Below are 18,027 nucleotides of genomic sequence, written 5' to 3'. Positions count from 1 at the left end.
ATAAATTAAATGAAAATAATAAAAATAAAATAAAAAAATAAATATAAAATTAAATAATTATTTTTTTGGGATTTTATGGGAGCTATGAGAATATTAGATATAGATTTAGATTTCTTTTTAAACAAAATAATGTTTTGGAAAAAGGACAATAAACGATTAAATGAAAAGGAGTACATACCTTGGAAAAAAGAGAAAGTAATTGATTTTTTAGAAAATAGATGTGGATTATCATCAGATAATAAAATTAAAGGTAGAATTATCAAAAAACATCATGAGGCATTTTACTTTTGGAGGGAGCTCATATACAGAGGTGAGCTCACCCTACCATTTGAGGTTGTGCATATCGATGCCCATGCTGACTTGGGATTGGGAGACCTGTCTTATAAATATATCATGGAGGAGCTCCTTCATAAACCATTAAATGAACGAGATAATCCTAATCCAAAATATATATGTGAAGGAAATTATTTGGCATTTTCAATTGCTAATAGTTGGATAAGTAAATTAACTTATATTACCCATCCAAAAGGTGGAAATGACCTTTTAAAAGAATATTTTATGGATTATAATTTGAATAGTGGATATATTCAAATGAAGAAAATGAACGATGTAAATAACCCAAACAGCATAATATCCCTTGAACCAAAGGTAAAGTTTGAGAAAATACCTTATAAGGATTTTAAGGATAATGGGAATTTCAACTATATTGTGTTGGCAATTTCACCGCGATATACTCCAAAGCGGGCAGATGCACTTATACCAATATTTAGAAAATATATCGATGAGATATAAATTTATAAATATACATGCATATTATATTTAATATTACATTTATATACTGCATCATTAAAATAATAGATAATAATAAAAAAGGATTTGATACTATGACATTGAATATAAATCCAACAAAGATAATCTGTGTAGGTTTAAACTATATTGACCATGCAAAAGAACTTAATATGAAAATTCCAGAAGAACCAGTTATATTTTTAAAACCAACATCCTCCATAATATATAATAACGATAAAATAGTCATACCCCCACAATCCCATCGAGTAGATTATGAGGCGGAGCTCGCAGTAGTGATTGGCAAAAAATGTAAAAATGTAAAAAAAGAAGATGCATCAAATTATATCAAGGGATATACCATATTAAATGATGTTACGGCAAGAGACCTTCAAGAAAAAGACGGACAATGGACTAGGGCTAAATCATTTGACACATTCTGCCCAATAGGTCCAAAATTAGTTAAAGATGTTGACCCTCATAATTTAGATATTCAATTAAGGGTAAATGATGAAATAAAACAAAAATCTAATACAAAAAATATGATATTTACCGTTGAAGAACTGATAGAATTTATATCTTCCATTATGACATTATATCCTGATGATATAATTTCAACAGGAACTCCCCCTGGTGTTGGAAAATTAAACCGTGGCGATATAGTTGAGGCAGAAATCGAAAATATTGGCATTTTAAGAAATTATGTAATATAAAAGAAATAAAAATAAATAAAATAAATAAAAATTAAAATGTAGAAATGAAAAAACAAAAACGAATATTTATTCAATTAATATATTGTAATTATTATAATTTAATCTTTTTTATTATTTTAATCAATTTTTATTAATATAATATTTACAGCATAAAATTTATTGCATATAATATTTTTCCAAAGGAGGAACGACCTGTTTCTTTCTTGACATCACACCATCTAAAAATATGCTGTTATTATTTAGTTTTACATTGAATGCCTTTTCAAATGCTTCTTTATTCCCTACAACTAAAACTTCGCTTCCTTCCTTCATTATGTCAGTGATAAGGAACAATATTAAGTCATAGCCTTCTTTGAATTTTTCTTCAAGTGCCTTATATATGTCCTGTTTTTTTGCCTCAACTTCTGAAACATCTATTACTTCAACCTGTCCAATGCCTACTTTTTTACCGTTAAACTCAAAGTCCTTATAATCCATATTAACAATTTCCTCGGGGTCCATACTACCTACTGTGGATTTTGCTTTAAGCATTTCCATACCATAGGCATATATATCGTTGATACCTGCAATTTCTGCAAGTTTTTCTGCGAGCTCCCTATCTATATCTGTTGTTGTAACAGATTTAAACAATATGGTATCTGATAAAATAGCTGAAAGTAATAATCCTGCTAAATCAGGTTTTAACTCCTTATTTTTTCCGCCGATAAATTCCATCATTCCTCTAAAATAAAGTTCTGATATTACTGTTGCTGTTGAACCTACGGGTTTTGCAATATACAATATTGGTTCTGAGGTGGTAATGCCGATTTTGTGGTGGTCGATTATTCCAATAAGTTTTCCGTCATCTAAATCATCTAAACTTTGGGATTTTTCAGCGTGGTCCACAAGTATAATTTCTTTATCCTTTGCAGATTTTATTAATTCTGGTTCCATAACGCCAAATTTTTTTAACACAAATTCAGTTTCTGGATTTAATTCTCCCAACCTTGCCGGAGCTCCGTCTAAAAAATGTGCCAAAACTATTGCTGAACATATACTATCTGTATCTGGGTTTTTATGTCCTGTAATATACAACATAATACTTCCTCCATTTATATTTTTATATTTTCAATTATTTAGTTTTTTAGTTTTTTATTTTAATTTTATTTATTTTTTATTATCCATTTTATGATTATGTATTAAATATTTTTCCAATTAATATACATTATATAAAAATAGTTAGCTCCACATAATTTTCTTAAATATTCTATTCTTAAAATCGTATTAATTTAATTTATTTAATTTATTTAATTATTATTATTTATTTTAATTTATTATTACCAAAAGGTATTTTAAAAGAAAAATCCATATTTATAAAAAATCTTTATAAAAAATCTTAAAATAACAACTTAATTTATATAGAATATATGGTGAAATTATGGAAAATAAGGGAAAAATAGAAACTGGTGAAAAAATACAATTCAGAGCAAAAAGAGGAAAATGGTTTGTTGTTAAAAAAATGGATATTAATGAAAACACCGAAGACATTGAAATTGCAAGGCTTTTAAATTCCATTGACAAAACCATTAATAAGAAGATATTGGAATTCCTTCCATTTGATATAAAAAAAATCGAAGAAATGGCTGATGAAATATATCAAAAGAAAAAAGGTAGAGTTAAAGAGGAGGATATAGCAAATGCACTTTCAAAATTAAAATCTCCATCAACAACAAGAAAATTAAATAATATAACGGAATTAAAAGAAGGTAAAGAGATATTGAAAATAATATTGAATAATATTATATTAGAAAGATTAGGTATAAAAACAAAATTAGACACTAAATTAATTGATAAATACATAGAAAAAAGCAGTGATTAAAAATTAAATAAAAAAGATTAAATAAAAAATATCAATAATAAATAAAAATCATTTAATCATTAACTAATTACTCCTTTTCCGAACCATACATTGGAGGGAGCTCATCATCTACACCAGGTATAAATCCAACAGTGTCTCTATACCTTAACTGCATTCTATGATATATACAGCTCAATGGAATCTCCATTGGACAGACATCCTCACACTGACCGCAATTTACACAGCTAAAACTCATGTGGGATAGCCTTATACCTTGGAACATTATAGGGTCTGGTGGAATTTTTCCTTTATCTACATAATCCTCATTTAAAACACATTCCTTACAGAAACATATTGGACAGACGTCCCTACAACCGTAGCATTTTATACATCTGTTCCAATACTCATTCCATTTTTCAATGGATGGATATTCCTCTTCAAGCTGTTTCTTTTGAGATGATTTGGATAATTTAATCATAATTTTTTCAATCTTTTCTCTGATTTTAATGTTATTTTCAGATGGGGTTTTAATCTTAATATATCCTTCTTTTTCAGCACTTTCAATTAACTCTCTTCCTTTTTCTGAACACACTTCAACAAAAGTCCATCCTTTCTCTGCCCCCCAATTTCCACAGGCGATATCGGCATTTCTTGGTATTTTTAATTCACATCTTTGACAGTTTTTTCTTCTACCATATCCCTTTTCTTCCAATTCATCTATTTTTATTCCTTTTTCTGTTCCATCCTTTAATTCAATTATAAATTTTCCTTTATCTATTTCTTCCTTAACAACATCCTCAGGATTTACATCATAAAATAATTCTATCATTTTTATGGCTGTTATGGGTGGAACTGTTCCACCGCAGTTTAAACCTATGGTATAGATATTATCCTTATTTATTTGATACCTTTTTTCGAGCTCCTTTATAGCCATAGCATCACATGGTTTTACAGCTACTGCTAACTTTAAATCGTATAGATATTTGCTTATAATTTTAGCAATATTTGTTGGAGCACAGTGTAATGAACCGCATGTTTGTATTAATTCCTCTGAATTTTCTACAAGAGTAGGTATTCCGTCATAAACATCTTCTCCTTTTTTTAGGGTTAAAACTCCATCAACAAGTTTTTTATCAAGTAGATATTTGAATAACGAAGTTACTGCCCCACCACATTCTGCATGTTTTAATATATTTTCATCTGTTGATTGGACTAAGAGATATTTCATGGTACCACCATATATAATATAAATTAAAATAAATATAAAATATAAAAAAATTATAATAATTATAATTTATCAATTTTTACTGCACATACCTTAAATTCTGGTATTTTACAATACGGGTCAAATGCAGGATTTGTAAGCACATTTGCAGCACTTTCTGCAAAATGGAATGGCATAAACACTACTCCTTTTTTAATATTCTCAGTGATTTTTGCCCTAACTTTTACATCCCCTCTTCTTGATGAAACCTTTACCAATTCTTTATCCTTAATATTTAATTTTTTGGCATCCTCTGGATGTATCTCTATAAATCCTTCGTTTATTTCAGATATTATGTGCTTACATTTTCTTGTCATTGTTCCCGTGTGATAATGGAATATCACCCTTCCAGTAGTTAGCATCAATGGATATTCCTCATCTGGAAGTTCTGCGGGTTCTCCATATTCAATAGCAAATAGATTTCCTAATCCATCTGGTGTAAGGAATTTTTCAGCATGTAATACTGGGGTTCCATAACTATCTTCTGATTTACATGGCCATGGTATTCCATTTATACCTAATTTTTTATAGGTAATTCCTGAATACTGAGGCGTGACTTTCCTAATTTCTTCAAATATGTCAAGTGCTGAATTGTAATTGAACATGTTTCCATATCCCATTTTTTCAGCAAGTTTTTTTATAATAACCCAGTCTTCAAGTGCCTCTCCTGGTGGATTTACAGCTTTTCTTATAAGCTGAACTTTTCTTGCAGTATTTGTAAATGTTCCGTCTTTTTCAGCCCAACATGCAGATGGCAATACAACATCAGCCAGTTGAGCTGTTTCAGTTAAAAATATATCCTGAACTACAAGGAAATCGAGGGATTTTAATGCATGTTCTACATGGTGTATATCAGGGTCAGAAACCATAGGGTTTTCACCCATAATATATAAACATTTTATACTTTCTCCAGCTTTTTCAAGCATTTCTGGAATAGTTAAACCTTTTTCATGATTTAACTCTGTGTCCCAGAGCTCCTCAAATTTGTTGTATATTTCAGGGATATGTACTTTTTGATAACCAGGATATACATCAGGCAGAGCTCCCATATCACATGCTCCTTGAACATTGTTTTGTCCCCTTAATGGATTAACTCCTGTCCCTCTCTTTCCGATATTTCCGGTTATTAGTGCTAAATTACAGCAACTTTTAACATTATCCACACCGTGTGTAAATTGAGTAACTCCCATACAGTATAATAGTGATGATTTTTCAGAGCTCGCATATAATTTTGCTGCTTCTTCTATTAATTCTGGTGAAACCTCGCAAATCTTTGAGGCGTATTCTGGGGTGTATTTTTCCACAGTCTTTTTTAACTCTTCAAATCCTTTTGTTCTGTTTTTTACAAAATCTTTATTTACTAAATTATTATTTATGATTACATTCATTAAAGCATTTATTAGAGCAACATTAGTTCCAGGGGTTATTTGCAGATATATATCTGCCTGGTTTGCAGTCATTGTTTTTCTAGGGTCAATAACTATAATTTTAGCCCCATTTTCTTTTGCTCTAATAACCCTTCTTGCAATTAAAGGATGCTGTTCAAATGTGTTAGAACCTATAATAAGTATGCAATTTGCCTCTTCAATGTCTTCAATTGAGTTTGTCATGGCACCAGACCCAAAAGCTTCCCCAAGACCTGCAACAGTAGCAGAGTGTCAAATTCTCGCACAATGGTCTATATTATTGGTTTTCATTACCGCTCTCACAAATTTTTGGAATACATAATTGTCTTCATTTGTGCATCTTGCAGATGAGAAAAAGCCCATTTCATCAGGGGCATATTCCTTTAATTTACTTGCAATTAAATTTAGAGCTTCTTCCCAAGTGGATTCAACAAATTTTCCATCTTTTTTAATTAGTGGTTTTTTTAACCTCTCATCGCTATGGACAAATTCATAACTATAATTACCTTTAATACATACCTTTCCTTCATTTATAGGATGTCTCTTAAATGGATGAGTCCCAACGATTTTATCATCTTTTACGACTAAATCTATTCCACATCCACATCCACAATATGGACATATTGTATGGACCATTTTTAATCTGGTCATATTATTCACCTTTTTTAAGTTAAATTTGCCATAAATTATTAATTATTAATTATATCTATTAATCATTTATTTTTCATTTTGGGAAACTTTTTGGTCTTTTTTCGATTATCTACTCCAATGGTTCGTAGATAACAGGGTGCCTAATTAAATGATAATTTATTATAAATTATAATAATCATAATACTTAAATATTAAAATGTAAAAAGTATATTTTAAAGAAAAATGTTAATATGGTGACTCATGGGCATGTGTCGGCATATAGCTTCATCCACATTTAAATATACTTAATTATTTAGCATAACTGTTTTAGATTTCCAGTAACAATATCTAATATGTATCCTTTAACCTCGATATCTTTTGGAATTGCAGGATGGTTTTTTATTAAATCTGTTCCCTTAATAACATTGTCCTCCTCAGAATCAATTTTACCTATCCACTGTTCTAAATTTGGAGTAAAATATGGATTTGCCCCTCTCTCAATCATTTTATTTTTAATATCCTCAATATCCACTGATTTCATTCCACAGTCTGTATGTCCTACAATCATGATTTTATTTACATCAAGTAAATATATTGCAACTACAAGTGACCTCAGCGTATCATCGGTTATTATATTTCCAGCATTTTTAATCACTTTGGCATCTCCGGGACCTATTCCAAGTCTTTCAGATAGGAAATTAACCAATCTGGTATCCATGCAGCTAACAATTGCAAGTTTTTTCCTAGGCTTGGCATTATCGCTCAAATTATGACCTCCAATATTTCGACGTTTTTTACTGTATTTATATTATATTATGATATATGTAGAGCTCCTATTCTATTCCTCCAACATTGCATAAATCCAAGTATCAAAATATAAATATAATATAAAATTACAGTATATAATAACATTAGAGTTTATCAACACCAATTCCAAAAATTTTTGGTTTCCACAATTTTGGTATTCCCATAAATCCAAAGTATTTATAATGTTTTGATACAATCCCGTATAGAGCTATTTTATCCCCTTTTTTTACACCCTCAGGAAGTGGAACAATGAGAAGTGTGTATATCTCTCCGGTATCGTCTCTAATTTTAATGGTGGGTTTTGGAGAAATGCCATAAATTATTTTTTCCACAGTTCCTTCAACTTTAACCTTTTGATTTAACATCTCTTTTGTAATATTTCCTATTTTAGTTGTGGAAAGGGTATTTTCATACTTTGGAAGCAATTCCTGGGAGATATCATAATTCATGCTTGAAATTTTTAAAGGAATTAAGGTAAGTGCTATTATAAATGGTATGGAACACACTAATATCCATATATTTTTGGACATTATTGTGGCCCATATTGCTATTGCAGACCAGATTATCAGAGATAATGTGGCAGAAGGCATGGTTTTAGCATGCCTTAAAATATTATTTAAATTAAATTTTTTTACCATATGCATACTGATACACCATCGCTACAAATATTACTGCTCCTATAATATTTCCTATTGTGGCGGGCAACTCGTTCCATAGCCACCATCCCGATATAGATACATTTGCACCAAGCATCATTCCAGCAGGGATGAAATACATGTTTGCAACACAGTGCTCGAATCCAGATGCTACAAACGCCATTATTGGGAACCATATCATAAAGAATTTACCCAATACGCTTGTTGCAGTCAAAGAACCGATAACTGCAAGATTAACAAGCCAATTACATCCTATACCTTTTACAAGACAGGACAGCCATCCAAGAGCTCCTCCTGCCATGTAGGGTAAAACTTTTGCTTCTGCTATATGTATCGCAGTTTGACCAAATGAATTAACAGCCCATTCTCCAGTTTTGCTATTGAATGACCTTAATGGTCCATATACCATTATTGCAGCATATATCAAAGAACCTATAAGATTTCCAATATATACCCAAAACCAAACCTTTAAAAGTTGGGAAAATGACGCTTTTTTTTGGAACATTGCAATAGGTAATAACATCATGTCTCCTGTAACCAGCTCCATACCGGTTAATATAATTAATATAAGCCCAACAGGGAATACTGCTGCACCTATAAATTTTGCGATACCTGCTCCGAGATATTGAGATACACCCGTAACACACACCGTGCAAAGCCCCGCACCTATTGCGATGTAGGCTCCCCCCATAATTCCTCTTATAAATAATTGATTAGCTCCTAATTTCCCTTTATATCCTCCTACATTTCCTGCTAATTCAACAGTTTTATCAGGTGGGTTAAAATCCATAATATTACCTCCTTTCCGGTTTTTGTTTATTGTGGTCTTGTGGGGTGCTAACCACATATATGGAAGTCATCTATTATATAATTTTTGGTTTAAATCATTTCAAAAACTATATATACTAGTTATTTTAAAAAATTGGCAATTTAAAAGCATTAATCAATAAACAAAAAAGAAATTAAAATTAATTACCAACATAAGAATGTTTCTAACATATTAAAGTTAAAAATAAAAATAATAAATAAATAAAAAAATAATAAAAACTTATATTTTTTAATAAACAGCCCATTGACCTTCAACATCTTTAACAGCAGTTCCATATCCTATTAATTTTACATTATTTCCATCATATACCGCAGTTGTTTTAAATCCTATTATGGCTATGGCTTTCATAGATTTTGCTTTTTCTTTCATTAGGTTTAACAATTTATCCATATTATAGCCTTCAACAGACTCTGAAACTATACCTAAATAATATAGCTCTATCCCAGGTATGGTATTTGTAGTTGTAATTATAAATGAATCCAATTTCATGCAAACACCTCTGCTTGTGAATACCACACCCCACAATCCACATAATTATATTGTTCTTTCCAATATATATAATTTTTGATATGTATCTTTCATTTATTCAATAATAATTATAAAATTAACTCAATATAAAATAAAAAATATTAATTTAAAATAAAATAAATAAACTTAACTAATTTTGTTAGAGCCCCAATAATGCAAAAATAAGCCCTATAAATGCTATTATTGTAGTATATAACGAAATAGGGTATAATTGCCTATATGTTAAGACTGGTGAATATGCACTAACAACCGAGCTCAGTATGGGGAATATCAATGCCACTGCAAAATTCTCAACAATTGTTATTGGGTTAGATATCTCTGGTGCAATGCCGAGATAAAGTGTTGCAAATAAACTTCCAAGTGTTATCATTAGGAGCTCCTTTACAGATAAATATATTGCCCTGTATTTTCCAGAATATTCCAAGGTTGGACCTTCAATAACATCAGCCTTTGTATGCATAATGGCAAATGGATAATCATTTGTTAATACGAGATAACCTATAAAATATGCTATTGCCCCAAATATCCCGCCTATTGTAAATAAAAAATTATTTCCAACTATGCTATCCAAATATATGCTTTTATGAGCTATAAATGGAATGAACATGGCAGTATAAAATGGAAATGAACCTATTGTAATCATTTTAAAAGCCCTAACAGCCCCTAATTGTTCAAGGGACATTTTAAGAGTATTTAAAAAATTACTGCCTTTACATTCATCAACATAAGGCATCCTTACTCCCATAACCGAGCTCGCAAGGGAACCCATGATTACATAATCCATCTCCTCTATTTTCAAAAGCCCTACTATAAAAATTAAGTTAGATACAGCCTTAACCTCTGTAATTGAGGTAGATGCAAGAATTAACCATATAGCTATAAAGCTCACTATGGGAAGAAATTTGTATAATTTTGGCATTGTGCTATATGGTTCTTTTGTTTTTTTTGCTAAAAACTTAAATAACGCCCAAAAACCCGGCGTTAATATTGAAGGTCCTATTCTCTGCTGAATTCTCGCTTGGATTTTTCTATTAATGCCTGGAATCCATGTGGATACTCCAAATGCTATCAACGGAACGCCCAATATTGAGAGTATCTCTTCAATCATTGCATACATAAAAATACACCTCATTTATTTAATCTCCATTTATAACCTTTGGAAGTGCCTGCACGATACCCTGTATAACATCCTCAGGTCTTGGAGGACATCCTGGAACTTTAACATCTACTGGAATAATATTTTCAACAGGACCATCTATCCAATCGGAAGTTCCCAAATCTCCACCTATATTTCCATATACTCCGCCCATCAATGCACAGCATCCTACTGCGACTACTGCCTTAGGTTCAGGTATAGCCTCATATATCTTTTTAAGTGGTTCAGTCATTACCTTTGTAACACATCCACTTACAACCAATATATCGGCTTCTCTTGGATTCCATGTTAAAAGAACATTGTATTGCTCAGCGTCATAAAATGGAGATAAAACACAATTCACAACCTCGATATCGCAACCATTGCATCCCCCCGTATATGCCACCATGATATGAATACATTTTTTTCTTGCATGTTTTTTAACCATGTATTCACCTTTTTCTTTTTTTTCCTTTTTCTTTTTCTTTTATTACTTTTACTTTTTATTGCTTTTTTAATTTTTATCTTATTTTATTATTATTTTTTATTTTATTATTTATTTATTATTTCATTTTTGGATTATTCATTTTTCTTTTCTTCTTTAACCATTTTTGAGAGATTTATTGAAAGGATATTGGCTATCTTTTTTAACTGTTCTTTTGGAATATCCACAGGTTTTTCAAACATTTTAGTTAAATCAACTTCAATATATTCATCACCAACATGCCTTGGATGAATAGGAGATATTTCATTAAATATAGAAAATACAGGGCAAAAATCATGACAGTATAAACAATAAACACATTTTTCTGAGTTTATTACTGGAATATACTCTTTTGTGTAATTTTCAGTTATTTTCACAGGTTCGATTTTTACCATCTCAATACATCCAGTTGGACAGGCATTTGCACATCCTCCACATCCAATGCAGAGCTCATTAAACACACTCCTTGGAAGCTTTACCCCTGAAAGTATATTATTTCTCATCTCCATAGAAGTATATCTATCCGTTCCAAAGATTATCCGTTCAAGATTTTCATAAAATCCAGAAATGAATATTTTTGCAAGATTTTTAAAGGATGGATTGCTCATAATATGCACCTTAGAGGAAATTTTATCCATTTTTTTAGTACTATTATTTTATTTTTATTTTTTAATAATAATTTATTTTATTTTTCAATCCATGTTCTATATATTGTAATGGCATGTGTAGGGCATATATTTGCACATGCTGAACAAAATTCGCATTTATCCAAGTCAAATTTACCCTTATCTACTGCATTATTTGGACAGATTTTATTGCATAATCCACACTGCACGCAGAAATCAAAGTCTGTTCTTATAAATGAGTTATTTTTATCGACAATCTTTTTATATCCTGTGATATTTGGAATTACATCCCTTGGACAGTGTATGGCACAATTTTCACACATTACACAGTTTTCATTAAATATAACTTCTCTTTTGATGGATTTACAGATTTCATTTTTGAATTTTATAATTTTTACTGTAATGGCATCGTTTGGACATACATTTGAACAGGTTCCACATCCTATACAGTTATCATCCCTAATTACATCGAATTTTTTGATTTCTTTTATAGATATGGCTTTATTTGGGCAGTTATTTTCACATATACCACATAAAACACATCCACCATCTATAAATTTTCCTTTATTGATTCTAACCCCTTGAGGACATATATTTACGCAGGTATTGCACAATTTACAGGAGCTCGGGTCATAAAGCACCTTGTTATCTTCAATCTTTAAAGCACCAGCTGGGCAGTTATCAGCACATAAACCGCAATTTATACAGTGTTTTAATGGTATGGTCTTTTTATCTTCTTTAATTTTAACTACCTTAAAGTTTGATATTTGCAGGGCATCCTTTGGGCATTTTTCAATACAGTTTCCGCACAATATACATTTTTCATTTTTCACTTCACCACAGTTTATGGCATCCTTTGGACAAACATCTCCACAAATATTACATCTTGTGCATCCATCTACATTCTCTTTTTCTAATATCGTGTTTTTTGGACATAGGTAGATACATTTTCCACATTCTTCGCATTTTTCTCTGTCTATATTTATTGAAACTCTAACACCTGACCTATCGGTTTTTGGTTTTGATAGTTTTGATTTTTCTTTTTTACCCTCCTCGTTTTTTCCTTTTAGTTGCTCTACACTTCCTATCTCCTTAATACCTCCTTTATTAAATATATCTAAATACCTCTCTGCCAGAGCTCTGTTCTTTTTATCCTTCAAATCTTTCGGGTCAAAATACATTCTTGCATCATAGGGACAAACTTCTACACATAATCCGCACATTATACAAATTCCATCGGGATATACAAAAGCCCTTTTACCGTTCTTTACAGTTTTTTCCACTTTTTTCATTTTGATTATATTTATTGGACATACCTTTTCACAGGTTCCACAGCCGTTGCATCTTCTCCTATCCACATAATATCCGCCAAATTCATTTTTCTTTATGGCATCGTTTGGGCATTCCCTTGCACAGGTCCCGCAGGTAATGCAGGAAAATGCTTTATTATCTATCAATATAATAGCGTTTGTAGGACACACTTCCATGCATTTTGAAATTTCCTTAAATGGACAGGTTTCACACTTTTCAATGCCTCTACATTTGTTTATATCCGTTATAATCATAATATCACATTATTATTTCAGTTTAATTTTTTAATTTTTAATTTTATGTTTATAATTAAGATTTTTATATCCTTTTTACTTCAATATCCTGTTTATTATATTTCCAATTAGCAATCCTATCAATGACAGTATAAACGAATAAGACATAGGAAATTTGTAATAAGGTAGAGCTCCTAATAGGTATGCTATGAATACCCCTACAATCAAATAAAACCATATATTTAATTTTGCATTTACCCTTATTCCCAGCACAAGACCCACAAGCATGCCTATAATCGGCAAAAACATGGTATTTACTGTAATCAAGCCATAGTTTATCATAATATCACCATTTAATTAATCCGCAATATTTTTCATGATGATTTTTTCACCTGCCAATAATGTGGTAATTGTGGATAATCCAGCCAATACCTTTAAACCTACTACTATGTTTAGATATGGTATTATCCCAGCATGTTCAAGTCCTAATGGCGAAGGAAATATGCTTATTCCAAATAATGTGTGTATATTAAGCAAGTAATATCCTGAAAATACCATGCCCAATACTCCAAATAATAAAAATAACAGAGCTCCGAAACTTTCAAGAGTTTCCAAAAATTTATGGCTGAAATTAACAGGGCAATTTTTTAATCCAAATGAAACAATTGCCAATATATAAGCACCTGCTATCAATGAACCTCCCTGGAAACCACCACCAGGCGTAATATGTCCTCCAAGTATTACCACTATTCCAAGAACCATCAATATTGCACTCATAGGCATTGCTAAAACTTTAATTATAGGCGTAAATCCACCCATATCGCCATTTTTAATGTTATTATTGGTAGTATTTTTATTTATTCCATAAACCTCTTTAAGAAACTCAGAATTAAATAATCCTCTTCCAAATACCATTCCTGTAACAAGAACTGAATTAATCAATATCAAACATTCTCCAAGTGTATCAAATCCTCTCCAATCGAATAAAACTGCACTTACAAAATTAGGTATAATATAATTGTGGGTATAAATGGCATTTACACCTTCAACTACATTTATATTATAAACAGAATAAAGTATGGCTGCACCGAAGAACATAAAAGACAATGAAACTGCAATTTCCCTGCTATTGTTAGATTCAGGCATTGTATCACCAAAATATTAATAATATTTATTATTACTTAGCAAAGTATACCACAACGGATAAAATACCTACAAATATGGATATCCAGAATAACTGCATGTTTATATGATTTGAATTTTCTTCATTGAATTTAAACAATACTGGCATAACTGAAAGCATTAATCCAATTACTGAAACCCCCATAATTGCAAATAATATATCGCTGAATACCCTAAATAACAGCAAAACAGACATAATCAAAAAACCATATAATATGGATTCACCTGTTAGCCCTGCACCAACGGATATTCCATCTCCATGTCCTTCTTTTTCCATTTCCTTCTGAAATTTATCGTATTCCATAAAACCACCATTAGTTATATTGCATATTATTACCTATAATCTTCAATATTTTCTTTTACATCCTCATATTCCTTATATTCCTCATCATTTAAGATTTCAGTAATAAATGGGTCGATATCTTCCTTTTTAAGAAGAGCTCCGGTTAATAATTTTCCAGTATATTTGTTATTTTTAATCTCCCAAAACATATAATATTCAGGATATTTTTCCTTTAATTTACTATATGCTACGCCATATTTTGATTTTTTCAGTGGATTCTGCTCAATAAAGAAATGATTATCTGAAAGTTCAATTACATAGAGCTCGGCACCAGATTTTGTTATTACCTTTTTAAGTTCAAGGCTTTTTGACTCCAAAGTTTTCATAATTATCCCCTTTTATTTTTCCATTTTTTACTCTTCGTTTTATTTTATTATTTTAATTTATTATTTTTATAATATTTTTTTATTTTAACTTTAATTTAATTTTTTATTATTTTTTACTTTAATATCCAAGATTTTCCGAGTTCATTTGCATAAGGAGCTATGTTATTTATTACAATATCTGGATAAACACCTAATAAGATACACAATATCGTCAATATAGCCAAGGAGAATATAGAATATTTGGATACCTTTGTATTTTTATATTCTTCAATCCTTTCTTCACTGCAAGGTTTTAAGAATATTAAGTAAAATGCTTTCATCATTGAAACAAATGTCCCTATACTTACCAATATCATTATAACTGCAAGTTCTGGCATATTTACATTCATAGCCGCTTCTGCGAGCAATAATTTACTTTGAAATCCATTAAATGGCGGAACTCCACTTATTGCAAGTTTTGCACACAATATCATAAACGCTACTGCTGGCATAACAGGTAAAAGACCCCCAAGTTTTGTTAAATTTGATGAACCTTTTTTACTTACAATATGAGCTCCTAAAAATAATGCACTTTTAAATAGAGCATTGTTTATTGCGTGGAATACCCCCGCTATAATACCCAATGGCGTTCCAATGGCAAGTCCTGCTGCAACATAACCGACCTGACTTATGGCGTGATATGAAAGAAGTTTTTTATAATCGCTTTGCAACAATGCCATTACAACACCAAATACCATTCCAAATACAGATAATGCTATCAATACGCCATGAGATGCATTGAAGTAGGATAATCCACCAAATAACTTTAAAATTACAAGCATTATTGCTACAAGAATAAATTTTGAATAGGTTTGCAACATTGAAGCTACAAATGGTTTTGCTCTGGCATATACATCCGCTTTAACTGTGTGGAATGGTGGAAGACCACTACCATAACATAAACCTATAATTAACATCAATAATCCGCCGTATATGGTGGGTGTTGCAGGATTATTTGCAAGGTAATTGTGCATATCGCTTATATTGAGAGTTCCTGTTGCAGACATTAAAAAGGCTATTCCCAACAATAACAACGAACCTGCCATATTACCTACTAACATATATCTAAATCCTGCTTTGTAGGCATTTTCTGTTCCAGATGCCAACACCAATCCAGTCTGAACTATTGCCACAATCTCGTAAAATACATATATGTTAAAAAGGTCATCTGCCAAAATTACCGCTGAAACGCTTGCAAGTCCCATTAATATAAGTGCTACAAATAATCCGTTTAATTTTTTTTCACCCATTCCAGTAATAAGCACCAATGAACCTATTAACATCAATATAAAAATCATTAACTGCTTTGCAGAATTAAATATATATGCTATCCCTGAGACTAAACCACCTTCTACACCATGAGCTCCGAAGAAGTATGCTCCATAACTTCCCAAGAATGGGAGCACCATAAGGGATAATGCCATTAATAATGCTAAAATCCTAATTACTTTACTTTTATAAATGTAATTAAATATTATAGCCATGATTAATGGAAACACTACAATTAATGGCAGTAGATTCATTATTTTCACCATATTATTTTAATAATAAATTAATTTTAATAATTATTTAACAATTATATTGTAATAAATTTAATCTTCCTTCAATATAATCGAGGATTTAAGTGTTTTATATTTTTTATAAAATACTATGGAGAGTGCAAGCATTATAGCGAGCATTGAAGCTTCAATAACAATATTTGTTAATACAAGTGCCTGAGGTAGGGGATAAACTGTTTTTGTAGCAAACAATGTAAATTCCATATTGGGCATTTTAATAGGAACAATTCCACCGACCTTGTATCCAATAGCAATAAGAGTTAAATTTACCCCATTTCCAAGTGCAGACAGGGCTATGATTTTTTTTAAAACATTATCTACAAAGAAGACACCATATAATCCTACAACAGCTAAAATCCCAGCAGCTATAAATGAGGCAAGTTGTAAATCCATATTCATCACCAAAAAGGAAAAATCATTAATTTTAATTATAATTTAATAATTAGAGCTATGTAATAATATAATGATATGAGGTAAATATGTAATAATATGGAAATAATGTGGTAATTATAGCAATATGTAGTATTAATGCCATATAGTAGCATATTGTAATAATATATAATGTAGCAAAATAATAAGTAATACTCTATGATAAAACTATGGTATAGTATTACGATAGGTGATATATTAATATAATAATGCGAAGCTATAAATAATTTGTCATTAATTATAATGATAAATATTTTTTAAAATATATAAATATTATGGTAGAAAATAATAAAAAAGTGAAAAAACTTAAGAAGTTTTATATAAAATTATTATTTAAGGTGAGAACTTTGGATATAAAACCAATTTTAGAGGAATATTTAAAAGACTGTAAAAAAATAGCTATAATGGGTATTGGAAATACTATGAAAGGGGATGATGGCTTTGGAGTATTATTGATTGAAAATTTGGTAAAACATTATAAAAACAAATATAATTTAGACCTTAACAACGAAGTAAATAACATAAGAGATAAAATTATACTTCTAAATTGCGGGGTGGTTCCAGAAAATTTTACGGATGTTTTAAAACAGGAAAAACCTGACAAAATACTTATAATTGACGCTGCACTTATGGGGAAGTCGCCAGGAACATTAAATATTGTAAATAGTGAAGATATATCAGAAATTGGATTTTCCACGCACTCATTACCTATGAGCGTAATAGTTAAATACCTGTCATATTATATAGATACAGAAATACTAATAATAGGTATTGAACCAGAACAAATAGATTTTGGAAAATCATTATCAAAAAAAATTTATGAAAAAAATTTAAAATTTACAGAAATGCTTATTAATTTATTGGATTCTTTTTTAAAAATGAAAATAATGAGAAATAATTAATA

At 30.4% G+C, this 18,027-nt stretch carries 21 protein-coding genes; 4 read left to right on the top strand and 17 right to left on the bottom strand.

Going from position 1 to position 18,027, the window contains the following annotated elements; all coding sequences use genetic code 11:
- The first annotated feature begins 84 nt into the window (after nucleotides 1-84).
- Together METOK_RS06270 and METOK_RS06265 are read left to right on the top strand one after the other, a co-directional pair.
- Entirely contained in the window at nucleotides 85-792 is a 708-nt protein-coding gene (locus tag METOK_RS06270; protein WP_048058080.1) for a peptide arginase family protein, read from the top strand.
- A gap of 92 nt (nucleotides 793-884) precedes the next feature.
- The gene (locus METOK_RS06265; protein ID WP_198005231.1) at nucleotides 885-1,499 is read left to right on the top strand and encodes a fumarylacetoacetate hydrolase family protein; all 615 of its coding nucleotides are present in this window, start codon (nucleotides 885-887) and stop codon (nucleotides 1,497-1,499) included.
- Between the two features lie 156 nt (nucleotides 1,500-1,655).
- Here METOK_RS06265 and METOK_RS06260 read toward each other — a convergent pair whose 3' ends face one another.
- The gene (locus METOK_RS06260; protein ID WP_013867377.1) at nucleotides 1,656-2,576 is read right to left on the bottom strand and encodes a manganese-dependent inorganic pyrophosphatase; all 921 of its coding nucleotides are present in this window, start codon (nucleotides 2,574-2,576) and stop codon (nucleotides 1,656-1,658) included.
- A 340-nt stretch (nucleotides 2,577-2,916) separates the two neighbouring features.
- Between METOK_RS06260 and METOK_RS06255 the strand changes: the two genes are divergently transcribed.
- Nucleotides 2,917-3,357, top strand: coding sequence for a DUF2666 domain-containing protein (locus METOK_RS06255; RefSeq protein WP_013867376.1), 441 nt, complete (start codon nucleotides 2,917-2,919; stop codon nucleotides 3,355-3,357).
- A 67-nt stretch (nucleotides 3,358-3,424) separates the two neighbouring features.
- Here the strand turns inward: METOK_RS06255 and METOK_RS06250 are convergent, their stop codons facing one another.
- From METOK_RS06250 to METOK_RS06170, 16 genes are all read right to left on the bottom strand, one after another.
- On the bottom strand, nucleotides 3,425-4,564 hold the full coding sequence (locus tag METOK_RS06250) for a Coenzyme F420 hydrogenase/dehydrogenase, beta subunit C-terminal domain (protein ID WP_013867375.1): 1,140 nt from the start codon (nucleotides 4,562-4,564) through the stop codon (nucleotides 3,425-3,427).
- A gap of 59 nt (nucleotides 4,565-4,623) precedes the next feature.
- Entirely contained in the window at nucleotides 4,624-6,657 is a 2,034-nt protein-coding gene (gene fdhF, locus METOK_RS06245; RefSeq protein WP_083810053.1) for a formate dehydrogenase subunit alpha, read from the bottom strand.
- Between the two features lie 292 nt (nucleotides 6,658-6,949).
- On the bottom strand, nucleotides 6,950-7,402 hold the full coding sequence (locus tag METOK_RS06235) for a beta-class carbonic anhydrase (RefSeq protein WP_013867373.1): 453 nt from the start codon (nucleotides 7,400-7,402) through the stop codon (nucleotides 6,950-6,952).
- Nucleotides 7,403-7,547: 145 nt separating this feature from the next.
- A complete protein-coding gene (locus METOK_RS06230) occupies nucleotides 7,548-8,087 on the bottom strand; it encodes a hypothetical protein (RefSeq protein ID WP_013867372.1) in 540 nt (179 codons plus the stop codon).
- Nucleotides 8,065-8,889 (bottom strand): formate/nitrite transporter family protein, encoded by an 825-nt coding sequence (locus tag METOK_RS06225; RefSeq protein ID WP_048057926.1) that lies wholly within the window; start codon nucleotides 8,887-8,889, stop codon nucleotides 8,065-8,067. Before METOK_RS06225 ends, METOK_RS06230 begins: the two co-directional genes overlap by 23 nt.
- Nucleotides 8,890-9,156: 267 nt before the next feature.
- Nucleotides 9,157-9,417 carry a selenium-binding protein gene (locus tag METOK_RS06220; protein WP_048057925.1) on the bottom strand — a complete coding sequence of 87 codons (261 nt, stop codon included), beginning with the start codon at nucleotides 9,415-9,417 and terminating at the stop codon, nucleotides 9,157-9,159.
- Between the two features lie 178 nt (nucleotides 9,418-9,595).
- Nucleotides 9,596-10,564 (bottom strand): respiratory chain complex I subunit 1 family protein, encoded by a 969-nt coding sequence (locus METOK_RS06215; protein WP_048058077.1) that lies wholly within the window; start codon nucleotides 10,562-10,564, stop codon nucleotides 9,596-9,598.
- A 28-nt stretch (nucleotides 10,565-10,592) separates the two neighbouring features.
- Complete coding sequence (locus METOK_RS06210) at nucleotides 10,593-11,039, bottom strand: NADH-quinone oxidoreductase subunit B family protein (RefSeq protein ID WP_013867368.1); 447 nt, start codon at nucleotides 11,037-11,039, stop codon at nucleotides 10,593-10,595.
- A gap of 131 nt (nucleotides 11,040-11,170) precedes the next feature.
- Nucleotides 11,171-11,683, bottom strand: a complete 513-nt coding sequence (locus METOK_RS06205) for a 4Fe-4S binding protein (RefSeq protein WP_048057924.1) — start codon at nucleotides 11,681-11,683, stop codon at nucleotides 11,171-11,173.
- Nucleotides 11,684-11,760: 77 nt separating this feature from the next.
- On the bottom strand, nucleotides 11,761-13,266 hold the full coding sequence (locus tag METOK_RS06200) for a 4Fe-4S binding protein (protein ID WP_013867366.1): 1,506 nt from the start codon (nucleotides 13,264-13,266) through the stop codon (nucleotides 11,761-11,763).
- Between the two features lie 75 nt (nucleotides 13,267-13,341).
- The gene (locus METOK_RS06195; protein ID WP_013867365.1) at nucleotides 13,342-13,587 is read right to left on the bottom strand and encodes a hypothetical protein; all 246 of its coding nucleotides are present in this window, start codon (nucleotides 13,585-13,587) and stop codon (nucleotides 13,342-13,344) included.
- A 15-nt stretch (nucleotides 13,588-13,602) separates the two neighbouring features.
- On the bottom strand, nucleotides 13,603-14,391 hold the full coding sequence (locus METOK_RS06190) for an MnhB domain-containing protein (protein ID WP_013867364.1): 789 nt from the start codon (nucleotides 14,389-14,391) through the stop codon (nucleotides 13,603-13,605).
- Between the two features lie 31 nt (nucleotides 14,392-14,422).
- Nucleotides 14,423-14,731, bottom strand: a complete 309-nt coding sequence (locus METOK_RS06185) for a hypothetical protein (RefSeq protein WP_013867363.1) — start codon at nucleotides 14,729-14,731, stop codon at nucleotides 14,423-14,425.
- A 29-nt stretch (nucleotides 14,732-14,760) separates the two neighbouring features.
- Entirely contained in the window at nucleotides 14,761-15,096 is a 336-nt protein-coding gene (locus tag METOK_RS06180; RefSeq protein ID WP_013867362.1) for a DUF7132 family protein, read from the bottom strand.
- Nucleotides 15,097-15,209: 113 nt separating this feature from the next.
- Nucleotides 15,210-16,658 carry an energy conserving hydrogenase EhbF gene (gene ehbF, locus METOK_RS06175; RefSeq protein ID WP_048057923.1) on the bottom strand — a complete coding sequence of 483 codons (1,449 nt, stop codon included), beginning with the start codon at nucleotides 16,656-16,658 and terminating at the stop codon, nucleotides 15,210-15,212.
- Nucleotides 16,659-16,727: 69 nt separating this feature from the next.
- Entirely contained in the window at nucleotides 16,728-17,087 is a 360-nt protein-coding gene (locus tag METOK_RS06170) for a cation:proton antiporter subunit C (protein WP_048057922.1), read from the bottom strand.
- A 311-nt stretch (nucleotides 17,088-17,398) separates the two neighbouring features.
- Here METOK_RS06170 and hycI point away from each other — a divergent pair, with 311 nt between their 5' ends.
- A complete protein-coding gene (gene hycI, locus METOK_RS06165) occupies nucleotides 17,399-18,025 on the top strand; it encodes a hydrogenase maturation peptidase HycI (RefSeq protein WP_013867359.1) in 627 nt (208 codons plus the stop codon).
- Nucleotides 18,026-18,027 lie beyond the last annotated feature (2 nt).

This window comes from Methanothermococcus okinawensis IH1, from assembly GCF_000179575.2.
In the GTDB taxonomy this organism is placed as follows: domain Archaea; phylum AGJL01; class Methanococci; order Methanococcales; family Methanococcaceae; genus Methanofervidicoccus; species Methanofervidicoccus okinawensis.
This window is presented reverse-complemented; position numbering and strand designations above follow the sequence as displayed.